This is a genomic window from Sphingopyxis jiangsuensis, assembly GCF_016734905.1.
GTDB lineage: Bacteria > Pseudomonadota > Alphaproteobacteria > Sphingomonadales > Sphingomonadaceae > Sphingopyxis > Sphingopyxis jiangsuensis.
Window position 1 is genome coordinate 263,091 of record NZ_JAERPO010000001.1, and the last position, 17,950, is coordinate 281,040.

General features: G+C 62.7%; 18 protein-coding genes and 3 tRNA genes. 11 read left to right on the forward strand and 10 right to left on the reverse strand.

The window, feature by feature from the left end; translation table 11 throughout:
• Positions 1-58: 58 nt before the first annotated feature.
• Together JI743_RS01275 and JI743_RS01280 are read right to left on the reverse strand one after the other, a co-directional pair.
• Positions 59-787 (reverse strand): energy transducer TonB, encoded by a 729-nt coding sequence (locus tag JI743_RS01275; protein WP_201925179.1) that lies wholly within the window; start codon positions 785-787, stop codon positions 59-61.
• A 38-nt stretch (positions 788-825) separates the two neighbouring features.
• Positions 826-1,695: an alpha/beta fold hydrolase gene (locus JI743_RS01280; RefSeq protein WP_201927206.1), complete on the reverse strand. Its 870-nt coding sequence runs from the start codon at positions 1,693-1,695 to the stop codon at positions 826-828.
• A 104-nt stretch (positions 1,696-1,799) separates the two neighbouring features.
• Between JI743_RS01280 and JI743_RS01285 the strand changes: the two genes are divergently transcribed.
• Entirely contained in the window at positions 1,800-2,591 is a 792-nt protein-coding gene (locus tag JI743_RS01285; protein WP_201925182.1) for an SDR family oxidoreductase, read from the forward strand.
• A 28-nt stretch (positions 2,592-2,619) separates the two neighbouring features.
• Here JI743_RS01285 and JI743_RS01290 read toward each other — a convergent pair.
• A tRNA-Val gene (locus tag JI743_RS01290) sits at positions 2,620-2,694 on the reverse strand.
• Positions 2,695-2,767: 73 nt separating this feature from the next.
• Positions 2,768-3,145: a cell cycle two-component system response regulator CpdR gene (gene cpdR / locus JI743_RS01295; protein ID WP_201925185.1), complete on the reverse strand. Its 378-nt coding sequence runs from the start codon at positions 3,143-3,145 to the stop codon at positions 2,768-2,770.
• Positions 3,146-3,267: 122 nt separating this feature from the next.
• On the opposite strand from cpdR, the gene JI743_RS01300 reads away from it, so the two are divergent.
• Entirely contained in the window at positions 3,268-4,161 is an 894-nt protein-coding gene (locus JI743_RS01300) for an N-formylglutamate amidohydrolase (protein WP_227339653.1), read from the forward strand.
• Between the two features lie 181 nt (positions 4,162-4,342).
• Here JI743_RS01300 and JI743_RS01305 read toward each other — a convergent pair.
• Positions 4,343-4,419, reverse strand: a tRNA-Pro gene (locus JI743_RS01305).
• 106 nt (positions 4,420-4,525) lie between these two features.
• Entirely contained in the window at positions 4,526-4,954 is a 429-nt protein-coding gene (locus JI743_RS01310) for a JAB domain-containing protein (protein WP_201925189.1), read from the reverse strand.
• Between the two features lie 139 nt (positions 4,955-5,093).
• On the opposite strand from JI743_RS01310, the gene thyA reads away from it, so the two are divergent.
• The 6 genes from thyA (at position 5,094) to JI743_RS01340 (ending at position 11,742) form a co-directional block, all read left to right on the forward strand.
• Positions 5,094-6,029, forward strand: a complete 936-nt coding sequence (gene thyA, locus JI743_RS01315; RefSeq protein WP_261312178.1) for a thymidylate synthase — start codon at positions 5,094-5,096, stop codon at positions 6,027-6,029.
• 97 nt (positions 6,030-6,126) lie between these two features.
• A complete protein-coding gene (locus JI743_RS01320; RefSeq protein ID WP_201925191.1) occupies positions 6,127-7,422 on the forward strand; it encodes a thiamine pyrophosphate-dependent enzyme in 1,296 nt (431 codons plus the stop codon).
• A gap of 20 nt (positions 7,423-7,442) precedes the next feature.
• Positions 7,443-8,447, forward strand: a complete 1,005-nt coding sequence (locus JI743_RS01325; protein WP_201927210.1) for an alpha-ketoacid dehydrogenase subunit beta — start codon at positions 7,443-7,445, stop codon at positions 8,445-8,447.
• 5 nt (positions 8,448-8,452) lie between these two features.
• A complete protein-coding gene (locus JI743_RS01330; protein ID WP_201925193.1) occupies positions 8,453-9,757 on the forward strand; it encodes a dihydrolipoamide acetyltransferase family protein in 1,305 nt (434 codons plus the stop codon).
• A gap of 665 nt (positions 9,758-10,422) precedes the next feature.
• Positions 10,423-11,622 (forward strand): AI-2E family transporter, encoded by a 1,200-nt coding sequence (locus JI743_RS01335; protein WP_330901884.1) that lies wholly within the window; start codon positions 10,423-10,425, stop codon positions 11,620-11,622.
• Positions 11,623-11,665: 43 nt separating this feature from the next.
• Positions 11,666-11,742 (forward strand) — tRNA-Asp (locus JI743_RS01340).
• 80 nt (positions 11,743-11,822) lie between these two features.
• On the opposite strand, the gene JI743_RS01345 is transcribed toward JI743_RS01340, so the two are convergent.
• From JI743_RS01345 to JI743_RS01360, 4 genes are all read right to left on the reverse strand, one after another.
• Positions 11,823-12,041, reverse strand: a complete 219-nt coding sequence (locus tag JI743_RS01345; RefSeq protein WP_390881093.1) for a DUF2842 domain-containing protein — start codon at positions 12,039-12,041, stop codon at positions 11,823-11,825.
• Entirely contained in the window at positions 12,038-12,622 is a 585-nt protein-coding gene (locus tag JI743_RS01350) for a 5-formyltetrahydrofolate cyclo-ligase (RefSeq protein WP_201925197.1), read from the reverse strand. The genes JI743_RS01345 and JI743_RS01350 overlap by 4 nt, the downstream gene beginning before the upstream one ends.
• A gap of 221 nt (positions 12,623-12,843) precedes the next feature.
• Complete coding sequence (locus JI743_RS01355) at positions 12,844-13,263, reverse strand: cell division protein ZapA (protein WP_201925199.1); 420 nt, start codon at positions 13,261-13,263, stop codon at positions 12,844-12,846.
• Positions 13,256-13,456, reverse strand: a complete 201-nt coding sequence (locus JI743_RS01360) for a hypothetical protein (RefSeq protein WP_201925201.1) — start codon at positions 13,454-13,456, stop codon at positions 13,256-13,258. The genes JI743_RS01355 and JI743_RS01360 overlap by 8 nt, the downstream gene beginning before the upstream one ends.
• A gap of 148 nt (positions 13,457-13,604) precedes the next feature.
• On the opposite strand from JI743_RS01360, the gene tkt reads away from it, so the two are divergent.
• The 3 genes from tkt to JI743_RS01375 all read left to right on the forward strand — a co-directional run bounded on the left by tkt (position 13,605) and on the right by JI743_RS01375 (position 17,946).
• Entirely contained in the window at positions 13,605-15,572 is a 1,968-nt protein-coding gene (gene tkt / locus JI743_RS01365) for a transketolase (protein WP_201927215.1), read from the forward strand.
• A gap of 35 nt (positions 15,573-15,607) precedes the next feature.
• Positions 15,608-16,615, forward strand: a complete 1,008-nt coding sequence (gene gap / locus JI743_RS01370; protein ID WP_201925203.1) for a type I glyceraldehyde-3-phosphate dehydrogenase — start codon at positions 15,608-15,610, stop codon at positions 16,613-16,615.
• A 134-nt stretch (positions 16,616-16,749) separates the two neighbouring features.
• Positions 16,750-17,946: a phosphoglycerate kinase gene (locus JI743_RS01375; RefSeq protein WP_201925205.1), complete on the forward strand. Its 1,197-nt coding sequence runs from the start codon at positions 16,750-16,752 to the stop codon at positions 17,944-17,946.
• The last annotated feature ends 4 nt before the right edge of the window (positions 17,947-17,950 follow it).

Below are 17,950 nucleotides of genomic sequence, written 5' to 3' on the forward strand. Positions count from 1 at the left end.
GTCTTGGCTGTCCAGGCCGGATTACAGGCCAGCGCCAGAAAATAGCGGGCAAGCGCGGTTATCGGCGGCGTTCGAGCCACCAGTGCTGGCGCCAGCCATATTGGCTCGCAATCGGTGTGCCCGCGGAATTTGTCGCAGGTTTGAACCGGAATCGCTCCTCAATCAGTCGGCAGGTCGTCGCGTCGAGTTGCGCATCGCCACTCGATTTCGAGACGCGGCATCCCGAAACCCGCCCGGACGGTTCTATCGTAAATCGGACTTCGACTTCGCCGCCGATACGGGCGCGGCTTGCTGCCTTGGGATAGTCGCTGTCGCGGATCGTCCCGCTGCGCCACGCCGCCTTCGTTCCGCCGCCGGTTCCGCTCCCCGAACCGCCCGCGCCGGTCCCGTCGCCGCGACCGCCAGCGCCAGACCCCGGACCGGCAACGGGCGTGGCTCCGGCCGACGCCTGGCTTCCTGCCCCGGCCACCGGCGCCGCAGCGACCGGGGGCGGCTCGATGGGCGGCAGCTTGGGCTTCGGCGCGACGACCTGCGCGGCCTTGGCCGTCTTGTTCGGTGCGGCGGCGCGGCCGCTTGCTTTCTCGCTTGGTTCGTCGGACGGCGTGACCGTTTCGCGCGGCGGCGGAGGGGCAGGAATAGCGATTGCGGTGATCGCTTCGCTGGCCTTGCGGACGACGTCGAGGTCGAGGCCCGTTATAAGACCCACGCCGACCGCGGCGGCGACCGCAATGGTGGCGCCGCCTGCAATGCTGCGCTGCCGCCTGGTTATCCGTCCGCTATAGGTCATCCGATCCCGTCCGCACGATTGTCGTAGGGGAAAGAGCGTTACAGAAAATCGTCTAACGTGGCGATGAACCGGTCGAATTGGTCATGGTGCAGCCAGTGGCCGGCATCGTCGAATTCGATCACCTTGGCGGTCGAAAAATGCTCGATGCGTCCGTCGCGCTCGGGGTTCGATGCCCAGCTTTTTGCCCCATAGAGAAGCAGCGTGGGGCAGGAGATCGCGTGCCACAGCGATTCGACGCTGTCCTGCGGCGCATCGAACGGCGGCCAGACGTTGAGGTAATTGTCGAACTTCCAGCTCCAAGTACTATCCTCGTTCCGGCTGATGCCGTGGATCGTCAGGTGGCGCGCCTGTTCTTCGGTCAAATAGCTGTTCTCGCCCATCATCCGCGCGAGTGCATCGTCGAGCGTCGCATAGCGGCGCGGGGTGCGACCGGCCGCCTGCCGCTTTTCGTCGATCCACTTGCGAAAGCGGTCGGCATAGGGCTTGCTGTTGCGCTCGGCGAGCATCTTGGGCGACGGGCCGAGTCCCTCGATCGCGACCAGCTTGCTTACATTGTCGGGATAAAGTCCCGTGTAGCGCAGCGCGATATTTCCTCCCATCGAATGCGCGACGATCGACACCGGGCCAAGGTCGAGCTGATGGATCAGCTGCGCGAGGTCATAGACAAAGGCCGGCATGTCGTAATTGCCGTCGGGTGCCCAGGCGCTGTCGCCGTGGCCGCGCAGATCGGGCGCTAAGATATGAAAGCGATCGCGCAGCTTGGCCGCCGTCCAGTCCCAGTTGCGGCAATGATCGCGCCCACCATGAACGAGGATCAGCGGAGGCGCGCCGCGGTTGCCCCAGTCGACATAATGAAGCTTCAAACGCTGCGAAATGAAACTGTTCGACGTGGGGCCGCTTGCCATCAATCCATCCTTGCTGTCTTGTCGGGTTTCAAAAGGCGACTGAATCATGGTCCGTCAACCCCGCAGATGGTCGGGGCGGACGATAAGGGTGAGGGAAGGCTGACGGCATGGACACGTTTCGCGACAATCTGTTGGCAGGAAAGACGGCGTTCGTGGCCGGCGGCACCAGCGGCATCAACCTCGGTATCGCGAAGCGCCTTGCCGCGCTGGGCGCAAAGGTGGCGGTTGCCGGTCGCGATCCCGACAAGGCAGCGCGTGCCGCGGCCGAGATCGGCCCTGACGCACTGGGGCTGTCAGGCGACGTGCGCGACTTTTCCGCGATTCGCGGGGTGATGGAAACGGTGGCGGCGAAACTCGGCGCGATGGACATTGTCGTTTCGGGTGCTGCGGGGAACTTCCTTGCGCCCGCGCTCGGCATGTCAGCCAATGCGTTCCGCACGGTGGTCGACATTGATCTCAACGGGACGTTCAATGTCTTTCGCGGGTGTCACGACCTGCTGAACCGGCCGGGCGCCTCGCTGATCGCGATTACCGCGGGGCAAGCCGTCAATGCATCGGCGTTGCAGGCGCATGCTTGCGCTGCGAAGGCGGGGATCAACCAGCTGATTCGTGTGCTTGCGCTCGAATGGGGTCCCGATGTCCGGGTGAATGGTATTTCGCCCGGCCCGATCGCGGGGACCGAAGGGATGAAGCGGCTCGCGCCCGATGCCGAAACGCGGCAGGCGCATTACGACCGGATCGCGATGAAACGCTGGGGAACGGTCGAAGAGGTCGCCGATGCGGCGGTGTTCCTGTGCTCGCCCGCGGCTTCCTATGTAACAGGAACGATCCTCGACTGCGATGGCGGCAGCCAGGTCGGCGACGCCTCGCGCGGCGATATGGCGCGCGGCATGGCGTGACGCCCGACGGTCGCTAAAGTGGAGGAAATGGTGGGCGTGGCAAGGATTGAACTTGCGACCCCTGCGATGTCAACACAGTGCTCTACCACTGAGCTACACGCCCACACGTTCTGGGGTGACGCGCCCCTTAAAGGCGATGATGCTGGCTGGCAAGCCCTTCGCGCGTCGAAGACGCATTATTGTTGGTGCGACTGCCCCGTATCGGCGAAGAGACTGTCGACCTCGCGCACCAGATCCTTGAGGTGAAAGGGCTTGGACAGCAGCTTTGCCTGCGGGACATTTTCCTCGGCGCGCAGCGAGACCGCGGCGAATCCGGTAATGAACATGACCTGCGTATGCGGTGCGACCCTGGCAGTGTGCTGCGCCAGTTCGATCCCGTCCATCTCGGGCATCACAATGTCCGAAAGCAAAAGGTCGAACGTCCCCGAATCGATATAGGGGACCGCCGCCGTACCGCGATCGACCGACGTGACATGATAGCCGGCGCCCGTCAGCGCGCGCGCGAGATATTCGCGCATTACGTCGTCATCCTCGGCCAGCAGAATGCGTATCATCTGGTAGTCTGTTCCCGGTCCCTCGCGGCCGTGTTCCCGGCAGCCGCCTTTCTGTTGCGCATGCCCTTCATAGCGCGAGAGTTTTAACAAATCCCGGTACATCTGGATTTATCTGTCGTTTTTTGGCACGATTTGCCGCGATGGCGCTCTCCTCGCCCCCTGATTCCGCGATTGCAGTCCACCGGCCCGAGACTATCGGTCCGGTCGTCGTTTCGGTGCCGCATGCCGGACGCATCTATCCGCCCGAGATATTGCGCGCCGCGCGTGTCGACCGTTCCGCGCTCGAACGGCTCGAGGATCGCTGGTGCGACCGAATCGCCGCGCGGACCGTGGCGTCGGGCGCGACGATGGTGGAGGCGCTATGGGCGCGCGCGGTTGCCGACTGCAATCGGGGCGAGGGCCAGATGGCGCCCGGCGAAGTTGCTCCTGCCCTACGTCCGCAATTTTCGGCGCCCGGGCGCAAGGAGCGCGCGGGACTGGGAGTCGTGCCGACGCGGCTGGCACAGAGCGGCGTCTTGTGGAGCCGGCCGATCGACCGCGCCTCGTTCGAATGGCGGCTCGACAGCTTTCATCGCCCCTATCATCGGGCGCTCACCGATACGCTCGACGCGGCACGGCAACGTTTCGGTCACGCGGTGCTGATCGATCTGCACAGCATGCCGACCATTCCCGCGCTGCAGCCTGGGCATGGAGCGCAGATTGTCGTCGGCGATCGCTTTGGCGCTTCCTGCGGCGATTGGCTGGCTGAACTGGTCGTCGGCTGGGCCGAGCGCCTGGGCGTCGAAGTGACGCGCAACCTCCCCTATGCGGGAGGGCATATCGTGCGCACGCACGGTGAGCCTGCGCGTGGCATCCACGCAGTGCAGATCGAAATCGATCGCAGCCTCTATCTGGACGGCGACAATGCGCTCGATGCGGCGCGATTGGAGCGCCTGGCCGACTGGTTTGGCGCGCTCGTGGTGGCCGCAAGCGGTGTTGCGCCGGGCGCCGAAAACTGGCCGCTCGCTGCCGAATAAAAAACCACCTCGTACCGGAGTACGAGGTGGCCAGGGTCCAGGGAGGACGCGCCCGCGCCAAAAGGACGGGACGCTAGCCGCGACGGAAAGGGGGAAAACCGTGGCGACGTAAAATTAATCTAGAGATTTGTACGCCGCGTTACAAGAAGCGACGGTGCAGATTCTGCAATATGCGACGAATTGGTCGGGGAGAGAGGATTCGAACCTCCGGCCCCTGCCTCCCGAAGACAGTGCTCTACCAGGCTGAGCTACTCCCCGACCGTTCGCCGGCGCCGGCGGACCGGCGCGAGGGCAGGGCGGTCCTCTAGACGCGCCTTTAGCGACTTTCAAGCTGCAATTGCATACAGCGAACAAATGCTCAATTCTAAAGCAGTCGGGCGCGCCGAAAGCTGAAATGACCGCTCGCGACGAGGATCTGGTGATCGACCAGCATGATATCCAGCAGCCCGAGCGTCGCTGCAATTTGCCGCGTCGCGGCAAGGTCGGCTTCGCTCGGCCAAGCAGCGCCGGAGGGATGGTTGTGCGCGATCCGGACGGTGGCCCCGCGGCATGCCGACAGGCGGCGCCAGATGGATGCCGGTACCGCACACTGCGCGCGATGCCTGCTTTTGATCCGCTCGGCAAAGCACAGCCGCTCGAAGGCATCGAAAGCGAGGATCACCAGATTCTCGCGGTCGCTAGAGAAGAACGGGCGTAGAAGGCCGGTCGTAATTTCGTCCTCGCATGACAGCGCAACGAATCCTTCACGCGCGGCTGGGCCGGGCAGCCGGCCGAGGGGGTCGTGGAGCAGCATGGTCGGGGCGTGCGCGCCGCATGGCCGAACGCCAAGCGGCAATTGCGCCGTATCGGAGCCTTCGAGCCAGTCGACTTCAGCGCCCTTGTGGCATCGTCCTGCGAAGCTTAGCAAAGGAGAAGAAAGCCGGGAGCGAGTCTTGTCCGAATCCATCCATTATGAACTGCAATATCTCGACCTGATGCGGCGGATATGGGTCGAAGGCGACGAGCGCGTCGACCGGACCGGCGTCGGAACACGGTCGCTGTTTGGCGAAACGATGCGATTCTCGCTGAAGGACGACGCAATCCCGTTACTGACGACCAAGCGCGTTTACTGGAAAACCGCACTGCGCGAACTGCTGTGGTTCCTGACCGGCGACACGAACATCCGGCCGCTGATCGCGCAAGGAGTACGAATCTGGACCGACTGGCCGCTCGACCGCTATCGGCGTGCAACGGGCGAAGACATTGCGGCCGAAGAATTCGAAGCGCGCATCCTCGCGGACGCAGGGTTTGCCGCGCAATGGGGCGACCTCGGCCCCGTCTATGGCCATCAGTGGGTGAACTGGCCGCGGTACGAACCCGCCGGCGGCGGGTTGTTCCGGCGCGCCGAAGCGGGTCACAACCAGATTGCGGCGCTGATCGAATCGCTGCGTAGCAATCCTGGCTCGCGCCGCCACATTTTCACCGGCTGGAATGTCGCCGATCTCGACCGGATGGCGCTTCCTCCATGCCATATGACCTATCAATTTCATGTGCGGAGCGACGGCGGTCTGTCGTGCCTGCTGTTCCAGAGGTCGTGCGATTTGGGGCTGGGTTTTGCCTTCAACATATTCGAGGCGGCGCTTCTGACGCGGATGATCGCGCAGCAATGCGACCTGACGGCGCACGAACTCGTATGGACCGGTGGCGACGTCCACCTCTATCTCAACCATGCCGACCTCGTCGAACAGCAGATTCGACGGGTGCCGGATGGCGCACCGAAGCTGCGCATCCTGCGCCGTCCGGCCAGCATTTTCGACTATCGGTTCGAGGATTTTGCGGTCGAATACTATGCGCCTCAAGCGCATATCGCGGCCCCGGTTGCGGTCTGACACGCGGCGTTGCATTCCTATGCGGGCGGTAATAAAATGTCGCCGACTTGAAATATAACTAGACGGGGAAGTGATTCGCCCCGGAAGGGAAGAGGATATGCCTGAAACGCCCCGGCGTTCGGCGAGCAATCTGCCGCCGCTGTCGCTTCACATCCCCGAACCGCGCTATCGCCCCGGCGATACGCCCGATTTCGGCGACATCGAAGTCCCTGCGATCGATGCAACGCCGCGCCCGGGCGAGGCGAGCAAGCCCGATGCGATGCGCGAGCTGTGCTACGGTCTGGTACGCGTCCTCGATTTCGACGGCCAGGCGAAGGGGCCCTGGGACCCGAAGCTTGCGCCGGAATTGTTGCGTTCGATGCTGCGTATGATGCTGCTCGTCCGCGCGTTCGACGACCGCATGTTCCGCGCGCAGCGGCAGGGCAAGACCAGCTTTTACATGAAATGCACGGGTGAAGAGGCGACGTCGGTCGCCTCGACGATGGCGCTCGACCGTGCCGATATGGTGTTTCCGAGCTATCGTCAGCAAGGCATTTTGATCACGCGCGAATATCCGCTGATCCAGATGATGAACCAGATTTATTCGAACCGCGGCGACCATCTCCTCGGCCGGCAGCTTCCGATCATGTACTCGGCGCCCGAACATGGCTTTTTCAGCGTATCGGGCAATCTCGCGACCCAGTATCCGCAGGCGGTCGGCTGGGCGATGGCGTCAGCTTCAAAGGGCGACAGCCGCATTGCGACGGTGTGGTGCGGCGAGGGGTCATCGGCCGAAGGCGACTTCCATTCAGCGCTTACCTTTGCCGCGGTGTACAACGCACCTGTCATTTTTAATGTCGTGAATAATCAATGGGCTATATCAAGTTTTTCAGGTTTTGCCGGAGGTGAGCGCACGACGTTCGCCGCGCGTGCCGTCGGCTATGGTATCGCGGGGTTGCGTGTCGACGGCAACGACCCGCTCGCAGTCTATTCAGCGACGCAGTGGGCTGCCGATCGGGCGCGGACCAACAATGGGCCGACATTGATCGAACATTTCACATATCGCGCCGAAGGTCACAGCACGTCTGACGACCCGAGTGCCTATCGCGCGGCGCAGGAATATGCGGCCTGGCCCTTCGGCGACCCGGTCCTTCGTCTGAGGGAGCATCTCGTCAAGCTGGGCGAGTGGGACGATGCACGCCATCAGGCGCTGCAAAAGGAACTCGACGATCTCGTAAAGACGACGCAGAAACAGTCTGAAAAACTTGGTGTTTTGGGTCACGGTATGCACCAGCCGTTCGAGACGATGTTCGAGGATGTGTTCGAGGAAATGCCGTGGCACCTCAAGGAACAATGTGCACAGATGCTCGCCGAACAGGAAGCGAAGTTCGGCCCCGACTGGAAGCCCGAATGATGAGCGCCCCGACCAAAACTATGAACATGATCGAGGCGATCAACAGCGCGATGGACGTCATGCTCGCGCGCGACTCCAATGTCGTCGTGATGGGCGAGGATGTCGGCTATTTCGGCGGGGTGTTCCGCGCGACCGCCGGCCTTCAGAAAAAGCACGGCAAGACGAGGGTGTTCGATACGCCGATCAACGAATGCGGCATCATCGGCGTCGCGGTCGGCATGGGGGCCTATGGGCTGCGCCCTGTACCCGAGATCCAGTTTGCGGATTATATCTATCCGGGGCTGGACCAACTGGTCAGCGAAGCCGCGCGCATCCGTTATCGTTCGGCGAACGACTTCGTGTGCCCGATGACCGTGCGCACGCCCTTTGGAGGCGGGATTTTCGGCGGGCAGACGCACAGCCAGTCGCCCGAAAGCATCATGACGCATATCTGCGGGGTGAAAACGGTGATTCCGTCGAACCCCTATGACGCCAAGGGGCTTCTGATCGCCGCGATCGAGGACAATGATCCCGTGGTCTTCCTCGAGCCCAAGCGCATCTATAACGGTCCGTTCAGCGGCTATTACGACCGTCCGGTCGAACCCTGGTCGAAACACGCCGCCAGCGCGGTTCCGGAGGACTATTATCGCATCGAGCTCGGCAAGGCGGCGACTGTCCGCGAAGGCGAGGCCGTAACCGTACTTGCCTATGGCACGATGGTTCATGTTGCGAAGACTGTCATAGAAGAATTGAATATCGATGCGGAAATTATTGATTTAAGAACACTTTTGCCGCTTGATATCGAGGCGATCGAGGCATCGGTGAAGAAGACCGGTCGCTGCCTGATCATCCACGAAGCGACGCGAACATCGGGATTTGGCGCCGAACTCGCGGCGCTCGTGCAGGAACGCTGCTTCTACCATCTCGAGGCCCCCGTCGAACGCGTGACGGGCTTCGACACGCCTTATCCGCACAGCCTCGAGTGGGCCTATTTCCCCGGGCCGGTGCGCATCGCGACCGCGCTGACCAAGATTCTGAAGGATTGACCGCCATGGCTCGCTTTTCATTCCGCTTGCCCGACATCGGCGAAGGTATCGCCGAGGCTGAGATCGTCGCGTGGCACGTCAAGATCGGCGATCGTATCGAAGAAGACGCGCAGCTTGCCGACATGATGACCGACAAGGCGACGGTCGAGATGGAATCGCCCGTTTCGGGCGTGGTGGTCGAGCTGGCGGGCGAAGTCGGCGACCTCATCCCGATCGGTTCGACACTCGCGGTGATCGAAACCGAGGGCGAAGGTGAAGGCGACGTAGAAGCCCCGTCCGTCGATACGCCGGTCGAGGAAGAAAACGCCGCGGATACGCCTGGCGCTGAAGAAATGCCGGTTGCAGACGTGGCGCTGCCTCCTCAACCCGTTGGCACTGAGCCTGTCGAAGGGGCGACCGCCGAAACCAAGGACGGAGCTTCGACAAGCTCGGCGCGAACGGAGCAGGGGAAGACCGTTCTGGCGTCTCCCGCGGTTCGTGCGCGCGCCAAGGATCTTGGCGTCGATCTGGGACAGGTGCAGGCTGAAGGCGACCGGATTCGTCATGCCGACCTCGATGCCTATCTGCGCTACAGCGCAGGGCAGGGCTATCTTGCCCCGGGTGCGCCGCGCGCGCGCGCCGACGAGCCGGTCAAGGTTATCGGTATGCGCCGCAAGATTGCGGAGAATATGGCCGCGTCTAAGCGCGCGATCCCGCATTTCACCTATGTCGAGGAAATGGACGTCACCGCGCTCGAAGAGATGCGAGCCGATCTCAACGCCAACCGCGGTCAGCGACCGAAGTTGACGATGTTACCATTCCTGATCGTCGCGATTTGCAGGACGATTCCGCAGTTCCCGATGATCAACGCACGCTATGACGACGAGGCAGGCGTCGTAACCCGCCACGGTGCCGTGCATCTGGGCATGGCAACGCAGACCGATGCGGGGCTGATGGTTCCGGTCATCCGCGATGCGCAGGATAAGAATGTCTGGCAACTTGCCAGCGAAATCGGCCGCTTGGCCGAGGCCGCCCGTACCGGAAAGGCCAAGGTCGAGGAATTGACCGGTGGCACGCTGACCGTAACCTCGCTCGGTCCGCTCGGTGGTATTGCGACGACGCCGGTAATCAACCGGCCTGAGGTTGCGATCATCGGGCCGAACAAGATTGTCGAACGCCCGGTCTTTGACGGCGACGATATTCGCCGTGCCAAGCTTATGAACTTGTCGATCAGTTGCGACCACCGCGTCGTCGATGGTTGGGATGCGGCAAGCTATGTTCAGGCGCTCAAAAAGCTGATCGAGACGCCGGTGCTATTGTTCGCCGACTGACAAGCGTGTCGCGCGCGTCCGTTGCGCGATCTTTGCGCTTTGGTCCCGCGTGCAGGACGACGCGGCCATGCCCCGTGACCGCGGAAATTTCCGATCATCTGCGCTGTATCGGGAGGCGTGGCGGAGGTAACACGGAACGACGCGTAAGAGTTGACGGTGGCAACATCGGATTCTCTCGTCGCCTCGCTGCACAAGCGGACTGTGCGATGCTTGGCCGATGTGGTCTCGCAGATCGAACGCGTTTCGACTCGCGGCACATGGGGCGGCGACCAGTTTCGCGGTCCTAGAGCCCATGCGCCGCAATGTGAATGGCGTTAACTCTGAATTCGCTTGGCGCGCATTTGTCATTAGCGCGCCGCCGGACGCGATGTCTCGTTCCTGTGATGGCCCTGTTACCGTGACAACCGCGCGGCCCAATCCTTCTCGGGGGCAGCGCTAGTGACCCCGTTTCGTGCGCAACCGCGGTCGCCGGAGCTTTATGGGGAGTTTAAGGGCCGCCTCCGGAATGGATGAGCAAAAGCAATCGAACGGGGAAGCGTGACCGCTCGGGCAATGATTGCATCGTTAACATTGTGCCTGTTCGCCCTGCGGCGACGAAAATCCGCCGACTGGCGTGCCAGCGAAAGCTCGCGTAAGAGGTCGAGATTAACCAGGAGAATTTGCGCGTGGCGGAGGACAGGGGGCAGAAAGGGACACGGAGTCCGCGTTCCAATCCGCTGCATCAGATCGAAATCGACGATTTTCGCCGCGACCGCTTGCTTGCGGCCCTGACTTTGATCCTGGGGGCGGCGTTTTGCCTCGGTCTTCCTTTCGCATTGCAGGCGGGTGCGGAATTTTTCCTGCCGCTGACCGCCGCCATCGTCATCGCAATCGCACTTGTGCCCTTGCTCGAATGGCTCGAAAGGCGCCGCGTGCCGTCAGCGCTTGCAGCCTTTCTTGCGCTGGCGGCTTTCCTGATGATCGTGAATGCCGCGCTCGCGATTATCGTGCTGCCGGCGACGGGATGGTTCGCGCGGCTTCCCGAATCGATCCCGCGCATCCAGAACAACCTTGCGCCGCTCATCGATTTTTACTCGACCTTGCAGGCGTTCGTCGATCGCACCCTGACCTCGGTCGCGACGGGGACCGAAGCAACGGCGCAAGCGGTTGCGGCGACGGCGCCGTCGTCGGTCGTCGACTATTTCATCTCGTCGGCACCGTCGGCGGCGATCCAGCTCTTTTTCGCCGTGCTCGTGATCTTCTTTTTCCTCGCCGGCTGGACGCGGCTCCGCAAGGGCACGATTCGCCGCCGCGGCAGTTTCGACGGCGCGATGCAGACGGCGCGCGTGATTCAGAATGTCGTCGATGCCACCGCCGACTATCTCGCGACGATCACGATGATCAACGCCGTGCTCGGCCTTGTCGTCGCGCTGCTCCTTTGGGCGATCGGCATGCCGTCGCCTTTCATGTGGGGCGGGATCGTCAGTATCTGCAACTTCGTCCCTTATCTGGGACCGATCGTCGCGGCTGTCCTCCTCGGGCTTGGTGGATTGATGACGTTTGACGCAGTCGGGTTCGCGCTGCTTCCCGCGCTGATCTTTATCGGTATCCACACGGTCGAAGCGAATCTGATTACTCCGCTCGTCCTCGGGCGGCGTTTGACGATCAACCCGTTGCTTATCCTCGTGTCGCTCAGCTTCTGGGGGTGGGTATGGGGGACGCCGGGAGCGCTGCTCGCAGTTCCGTTGCTCCTGATCCTGCAAACGATTCTTCATTCGACGGGGACCCCCGATTTGGCGGGATTCCTGTTCGAACGCGGCACGCTGACAATGGTCGACGAAATGCGCGACCGGTTAAATCGCGGCGAACACAAAAGCGACGGTTGACAGGCAGGAGCGCGGCGCATATTGGCGCCTCTCCCAAGCACACGCGGGTGTAGCTCAGTTGGTTAGAGTGCCGGCCTGTCACGCCGGAGGTCGCGGGTTCGAGCCCCGTCACTCGCGCCATTCCTTGATCCCTCGGGACGGAATGGCCACCGCAGCTTGGGAAGCTTTTCAGCAAACAGAATGTGGATGGGCGCGGCTTTTCAGCCGCGCCACCGCCCCAGTTCCATCCAGCGCAAGAGTGGTTTAAGCGGCAGGATCCAGACGACCCCCGCGATCACATAGAATACCGCCTGCACCAGCACGGGCCATTCGCCGACCCACGGCGACAGGCTGGCAACGAGTCCCGCCCAGACGATGATGAGCAGGATGATCAGCAGGATGCCGGCGGGCTTGCGCCAACTGGGCTGCGGGTCGGTCACAATCTCTCTCCGGTCACGATAAATTCCTGTTCGGTCAACACAGCGTCGAGCGGCATGTCGGTGGCCTCCAGCGGCATGGCATCGACCTCCTGCACTGACCAGCCGATTCCGATGCGCAGTGCGTGCGGATGCGCGGCGAACCAGCGATCATAGTGGCCGCCGCCTTGGCCGATGCGCCCCCCGTGGCGGTCAAACCCGACGAGCGGGCAGAGAATCAGATCGGGAACTGCTGACGCGCTGTCGTCGCTGGGCTGCTGTACTCCCCACGGGCCGTCGAAAAGCGAGTCGTCTGCCGTCCACCGACGAAATGTCATTTCATCCAAGCGCGAGGCGTGATGTGGAAGCGCGAGCGCGGCAAGGTCGGCAGTCATCGGTACAATATCGGGTTCGGCGCCCATTGCGACATAGGCGCCGACAAGCGAATTGGGGTCAAGCAGCGCGGCAATCGGGGCGGGGAGCGTGCGAAAGGCGCTCATGCGTGTGATCATATCGAGATTGGCCGCAAAATGCCGCCGCCGGAATCGCAGCTTTTCGCGCAACCTCTGCTTTTGTTCCGCCACGTCGGAGGGCGCGTCGGGCATTGTCGATCAGGCCCCTTCAGGGGTGGCAGTTGGCGGGACCGCCGTGGTCGTTTGCCGGAAGATCCTCTGACGCCAGTAACGTCAGGTGGGGGCCATGTACGTCGGACCAGGGTCCGGGCAGGGACAGCTCCCTTGGATGATGTATCGCCTCAGGGATATTCACAGCGGCTCGTACCGGGCAGTGCCCGCCGCTGCCTATGTAGGGAGGCCGACGCCCGGTCTCAAGCCATTTGCTCGATCGACGTGGCGAGCGCTTCGATACGATCTGCAATCTGCATCAACGCCCGGTCGTGCGAAGGACGTCCCGTGGCGGCCGTCGGCGCCTTTTTCAGCGCTTCCAGTTCGGCTTTCGTTGCCTTCAACTCGTCGCGTGCCTGCGACTCGCGGCTCTCGGCAAGCGCGACCGCTGCGCGCAGCGTGTCGGATTGCGGTTCGGCCTTGTTCATCTTCTCGCGGATTTCCTGCGCTTCGTCGGCCAGCATCAATGCGGCGAAAAGCAGTTGCCGGACTTCGGTGCCGCCTTGGATATTGCGCGCCTTTTCATCGACGAGCGCGGCGAGCTGGCGCAATTGGTCTTCTTCGCCGTCGGCGCAGTGAACATCGTAGGGGCGCCCGGCCACAGTGAGTTTGACGTCAGCCACGACCCGCCTCCGCAATCAACCGGTCGAGTTCGCCGATCACCGCCGCCACTTCGGCTTTCAACGCCGTCTGGTCGGTGCCATCAGCGGGTGCCGTAGAGCGATTCGCGCGTTCGGCGAGCGCCTTTTCAATGCGGCTTAGCGCACGCTCGATGCGACCAATTGCCAGGCTGGATTCGTCGAGATCGAGTTCCATGTCGAAGGATTAGCAGTGCGATGTAACCGGTGCAATTGCCTCTTGGAGCCGAAATGCACGTCAATATTTACCGCGGGCGGTTGACTTCGGCCCCTACGGCCGCAAAGGGCTTTGCGCATCGCCATTCCAGCCATTTTCCGGGGACATGATGACTCTGCCCGAACGCCAACTCGCCAACGCCATCCGCGCTCTTGCCATGGACGCCGTCCAGGCCGCGAACAGCGGGCATCCGGGAATGCCGATGGGCATGGCCGACGTCGCGACGGTACTTTATTCGGACTATCTGAAGTTCGATCCCGCCGACCCGAAATGGGCCGACCGCGACCGATTCGTACTGTCGGCGGGGCATGGGTCGATGCTTGTCTATGCGACGCTGCATCTGAGTGGTTATGCGCGACCGACGATCGACGATATCCGCAATTTCCGCCAGTTGCACAGCCCGTGCGCCGGACACCCCGAGAATTTCGAGCTCGAAGGCGTCGAAACGACGACCGGGCCGCTGGGGCAGGGACTTGCCACCTCGGTCGGGATGGCGATCGCCGAGCGCCACCTGAACGCCATCTATGGCGACGAATTGGTCGATCACCGCACTTGGGTCATCGCCGGCGACGGCTGCCTGATGGAAGGCATCAACCACGAGGCGATCGGCCTTGCGGGGCATTTGCAACTCGGCCGCCTGATCGTCCTGTGGGATGATAACAAGATCACCATCGACGGGTCGACCGACCTGTCGACGAGCGAAGACGTCAAGGCGCGCTATGCGGCGACGGGCTGGCATGTCGAAAGCTGCGACGGGCACGATCCTGCCGATATTCGCCGAGCAATCGACGCGGCGCTCGCCGATAATCGGCCGTCGCTGATCGCCTGCCGGACGATCATCGGTTTCGGTGCGCCGAACAAGCAGGGCACCTCGGCAACCCACGGCTCGCCGCTGGGCGGGGACGAGGTCGCGGCGGCGCGCGCCGAACTCGATTGGCCTCATGAGCCGTTCGTCGTTCCAAGCGACGTTGCTTTGGATTGGGCTGCGTTCGGAGAAAAAGGCAAAAAACTTCATGCGGAATGGAGTGGTCGCCTTGCAAATCACGAAAAGAAAAAGGAATTTGAAGATCGTGTGAGCAGCGCCATTGCGCCGGGCGATGCGTTCAAGGCCTATCTGGACGGGCTGGTTGCCGATCCGCCGAAGGTCGCGACGCGCAAGGCGTCGGAGAATGCTCTGACCGCGCTCACCGCCGACATTGCCGCGCTCGTCGGCGGGAGCGCCGACCTCACCGGTTCGAATAATACCAAAACATCGTCAACCAAGCCGCTGACAAAAGACGATTATTCAGGCCGATATGTCTATTACGGCATCCGCGAATTCGGCATGGCTGCGGCAATGAATGGCATGGCCCTGCACGGCGGCGTCGTGCCCTATGGCGGGACTTTCCTTGTCTTTGCCGACTATTGCCGCGCCGCGATTCGTCTGTCGGCGCTTCAGAAGCAGCGCGTCGTCTATGTAATGACGCACGACAGCATCGGTCTCGGCGAAGATGGGCCGACGCACCAGCCGATCGAGCATCTCCAATCGCTGCGGGCGATGCCCAATCTGCTCGTCATGCGCCCCGCCGACGCGGTCGAGACCGCAGAATGCTGGGCAATTGCACTGGCGCAAAAGGAGCGGCCGTCGCTGCTCGCGCTCACGCGCCAGAATCTGCCGCCGGTGCGTCATGACGTCACGGAAAATCTTTGCGCGAAAGGCGCTTACCGCCTGCGCGCGGCGAATGCGTCGCGCCGCGTGGTGCTCGTCGCGACGGGGTCGGAAGTGTCGCTGGCGCTGGCCGTCGCCGACCAGCTCGAAGCCGCAGGGCAGGGCGCCGACGTCGTATCAATGGTGTCGACCGAGCTTTTCGACGAACAGGATGCCGGTTATCGCGCCGACATTCTGCCCGACGATGCGCTACTCGTTTCCATCGAAGCCGGCACAACCTTTGGCTGGGAACGCTATACCGGACGCGATGGAATGCGCTTCGGCATTGACAGTTTCGGCGCCTCGGCACCGATTGAAGACCTATTCAAGCATTTTGGCCTCACCGCCGATGCTATCGCCCCCCAGATACTGGCCCGGCTCGGCTCCTGAGCCGTCGGACTACTCCGCAGAAAGGACGCTTTGATATGGCAGTGAAAGTCGCAATCAACGGTTTCGGACGCATCGGTCGCCTCGTCGCGCGCGCCATCCTCGAGCGCCCCGATTGCGGGCTCGAGCTTGTCGCGATCAACGACCTGGCCGATGCAAAGGCCAATGCACTGCTGTTCAAGCGCGACAGCGTCCACGGTCCGTTCCCGGGCGACGTGTCGGCCGAAGGCGATCAGATGATCGTCAATGGCAAGGCAATCAAGGTAACAGCCGAGCGCGACCCGGCCAACCTGCCGCACGGCGAGCTTGGCGTCGACATCGCGCTGGAATGCACCGGTTTCTTCACCGATGCCGATAGCGCGGGCAAGCATCTCGCCGCCGGAGCGAAGCGCGTGCTGATCTCGGCGCCGGCCAAGGGCGTCGATCTGACCGTTGTTTACGGTGTCAACCACGACAAGCTGACCGCCGATCACAAGATCGTCTCGAACGCGAGCTGCACGACCAACTGCCTCGCGCCGGTCGCCAAGGTGCTCAACGACACGCTCGGCATCGAGCGCGGGCTGATGACCACCGTTCACGCCTATACCAACGACCAGAAGATTCTCGACCAGATCCACGGCGACATGCGCCGCGCGCGTGCCGCCGGCATGTCGATCATCCCGACGACGACGGGTGCGGCGCGCGCGGTCGGCGAAGTGCTGCCCGAACTCAAGGGCAAGCTTGACGGTTCGGCGATCCGCGTTCCGACGCCCAACGTCAGCCTCGTCGACCTGACCTTCACGCCAAAGCGCGACACGACGAAGGATGAGGTCAATGCGATCCTCAAGGAAGCGGCCGAAGGCGCGCTCAAGGGCGTTCTCGCTTTCTCGGACGAACCGCTCGTCTCGATCGACTATAACCATTGCCCCGCCAGCTCGACGGTCGACAGCCTTGAAACGGCAGTTCTCGAAGGCAAGCTCGTCCGCGTTGTGAGTTGGTACGACAATGAATGGGGTTTCTCGAACCGCATGGTCGATACCGCGACCGTGATTGCGGGCTTGCTTTAACTCCCCGCGCCCTTGCGAAGGCAGGGGCTCATCTCCAGCCGGATCGAGATGAAGCGGACGGCGGCGGAAACGGACAGAATAGGAGATGGGCCCCTGCCTTCGCAGAGGCACACTCCGGGTACGGAGTGAAGCGAATGACCGCATTCAACACCCTCGACGACATCGGCGATGTCACCGGAAAGCGCGTCCTCGTGCGCGTCGACCTCAACGTCCCGATGATCGGCGGCGCGGTGAGCGACGCCACGCGGCTTCAGGCGGCGGTGCCGACAATCCGCGAACTGTCCGACAAGGGCGCAATCGTCCTGCTGCTCGCGCATTTCGGCCGTCCCAAGGGCGCGAAGAACCCGACGCAATCGCTGAGCCTCGTCATGGGCGGACTCGAGGACGTGTTGGGCCACAGCGTGATGTTCATTCCCGACTGCATCGGTGAAGGGGCGAAGGCCGGCATTTCGGTGCTCGCACCCGGTGACGTCGCCGTGCTCGAAAATACGCGCTTTTATGCGGGTGAAGAAAAGAACGATCCGGTTTTTGCCGATGCGCTCGCCGAGGTTGGCGACTTTTATGTCAACGACGCCTTTTCGGCCGCGCACCGTGCGCACGGGTCGACCGAAGGCATCGCTCACCGCTTGCCTGCCTTTGCCGGACGGGCGATGGAAGCTGAACTGACTGCCCTTGACGCCGCACTTGGCAACCCGGCACATCCGGTCGCTGCAGTTGTCGGCGGCGCCAAGGTGTCGACCAAGATCGACGTGCTGCGCAACCTGGTGGGCAAGGTCGATCATCTCATCATCGGCGGCGGCATGGCGAACACCTTTCTCGCGGCACGCGGCGTCGATGTCGGCAAGTCGCTCTGCGAGCACGATCTCGTCGATACCGCCAACGCGATTTTCGAGGCAGCCGACAGTGCAGGATGCACGATCCATCTGCCCTATGACGTCGTGGTGGCAAAGCAGTTCGCGCCCAACCCGCCGACGCGCACGATCAACGTCCACGAGGTCGCGGCGGATGAAATGATCCTCGACGTCGGCCCCGCAGCAGTCGAGGCGCTGGCGGACGTGCTGAAAACCTGCCGCACGCTCGTCTGGAACGGCCCGCTCGGTGCGTTCGAGACGCCTCCATTCGATACGGCGACCGTCGCGCTTGCCCAGACAGCGGCTGCGTTGACGCGCGAAGGTTCGCTTATTTCGGTTGCGGGTGGCGGCGACACGGTGGCCGCCCTCAATCATGCCGGGGCTGCCGCCGACTTCACTTTCGTTTCAACCGCCGGCGGCGCCTTCCTCGAATGGATGGAAGGTAAACCGTTGCCGGGAGTCGACGCCCTCAAATCCTGAATTT

Excerpts from the sequence above, each read along its gene's own strand:
- JI743_RS01275 (WP_201925179.1), bottom strand. The coding sequence starts at position 787 with ATGACCTATAGCGGACGGATAACCAGGCGGCAGCGCAGCATTGCAGGC.
- JI743_RS01285 (WP_201925182.1), top strand. The coding sequence starts at position 1,800 with ATGGACACGTTTCGCGACAATCTGTTGGCAGGAAAGACGGCGTTCGTG.
- cpdR (WP_201925185.1), bottom strand. The coding sequence starts at position 3,145 with ATGATACGCATTCTGCTGGCCGAGGATGACGACGTAATGCGCGAATAT.
- JI743_RS01310 (WP_201925189.1), bottom strand. The coding sequence starts at position 4,954 with ATGCTGCTCCACGACCCCCTCGGCCGGCTGCCCGGCCCAGCCGCGCGT.
- JI743_RS01320 (WP_201925191.1), top strand. The coding sequence starts at position 6,127 with ATGCCTGAAACGCCCCGGCGTTCGGCGAGCAATCTGCCGCCGCTGTCG.
- JI743_RS01325 (WP_201927210.1), top strand. The coding sequence starts at position 7,443 with ATGAACATGATCGAGGCGATCAACAGCGCGATGGACGTCATGCTCGCG.
- JI743_RS01330 (WP_201925193.1), top strand. The coding sequence starts at position 8,453 with ATGGCTCGCTTTTCATTCCGCTTGCCCGACATCGGCGAAGGTATCGCC.
- JI743_RS01350 (WP_201925197.1), bottom strand. The coding sequence starts at position 12,622 with ATGCCCGACGCGCCCTCCGACGTGGCGGAACAAAAGCAGAGGTTGCGC.
- JI743_RS01360 (WP_201925201.1), bottom strand. The coding sequence starts at position 13,456 with ATGGAACTCGATCTCGACGAATCCAGCCTGGCAATTGGTCGCATCGAG.
- tkt (WP_201927215.1), top strand. The coding sequence starts at position 13,605 with ATGACTCTGCCCGAACGCCAACTCGCCAACGCCATCCGCGCTCTTGCC.
- gap (WP_201925203.1), top strand. The coding sequence starts at position 15,608 with ATGGCAGTGAAAGTCGCAATCAACGGTTTCGGACGCATCGGTCGCCTC.
- JI743_RS01375 (WP_201925205.1), top strand. The coding sequence starts at position 16,750 with ATGACCGCATTCAACACCCTCGACGACATCGGCGATGTCACCGGAAAG.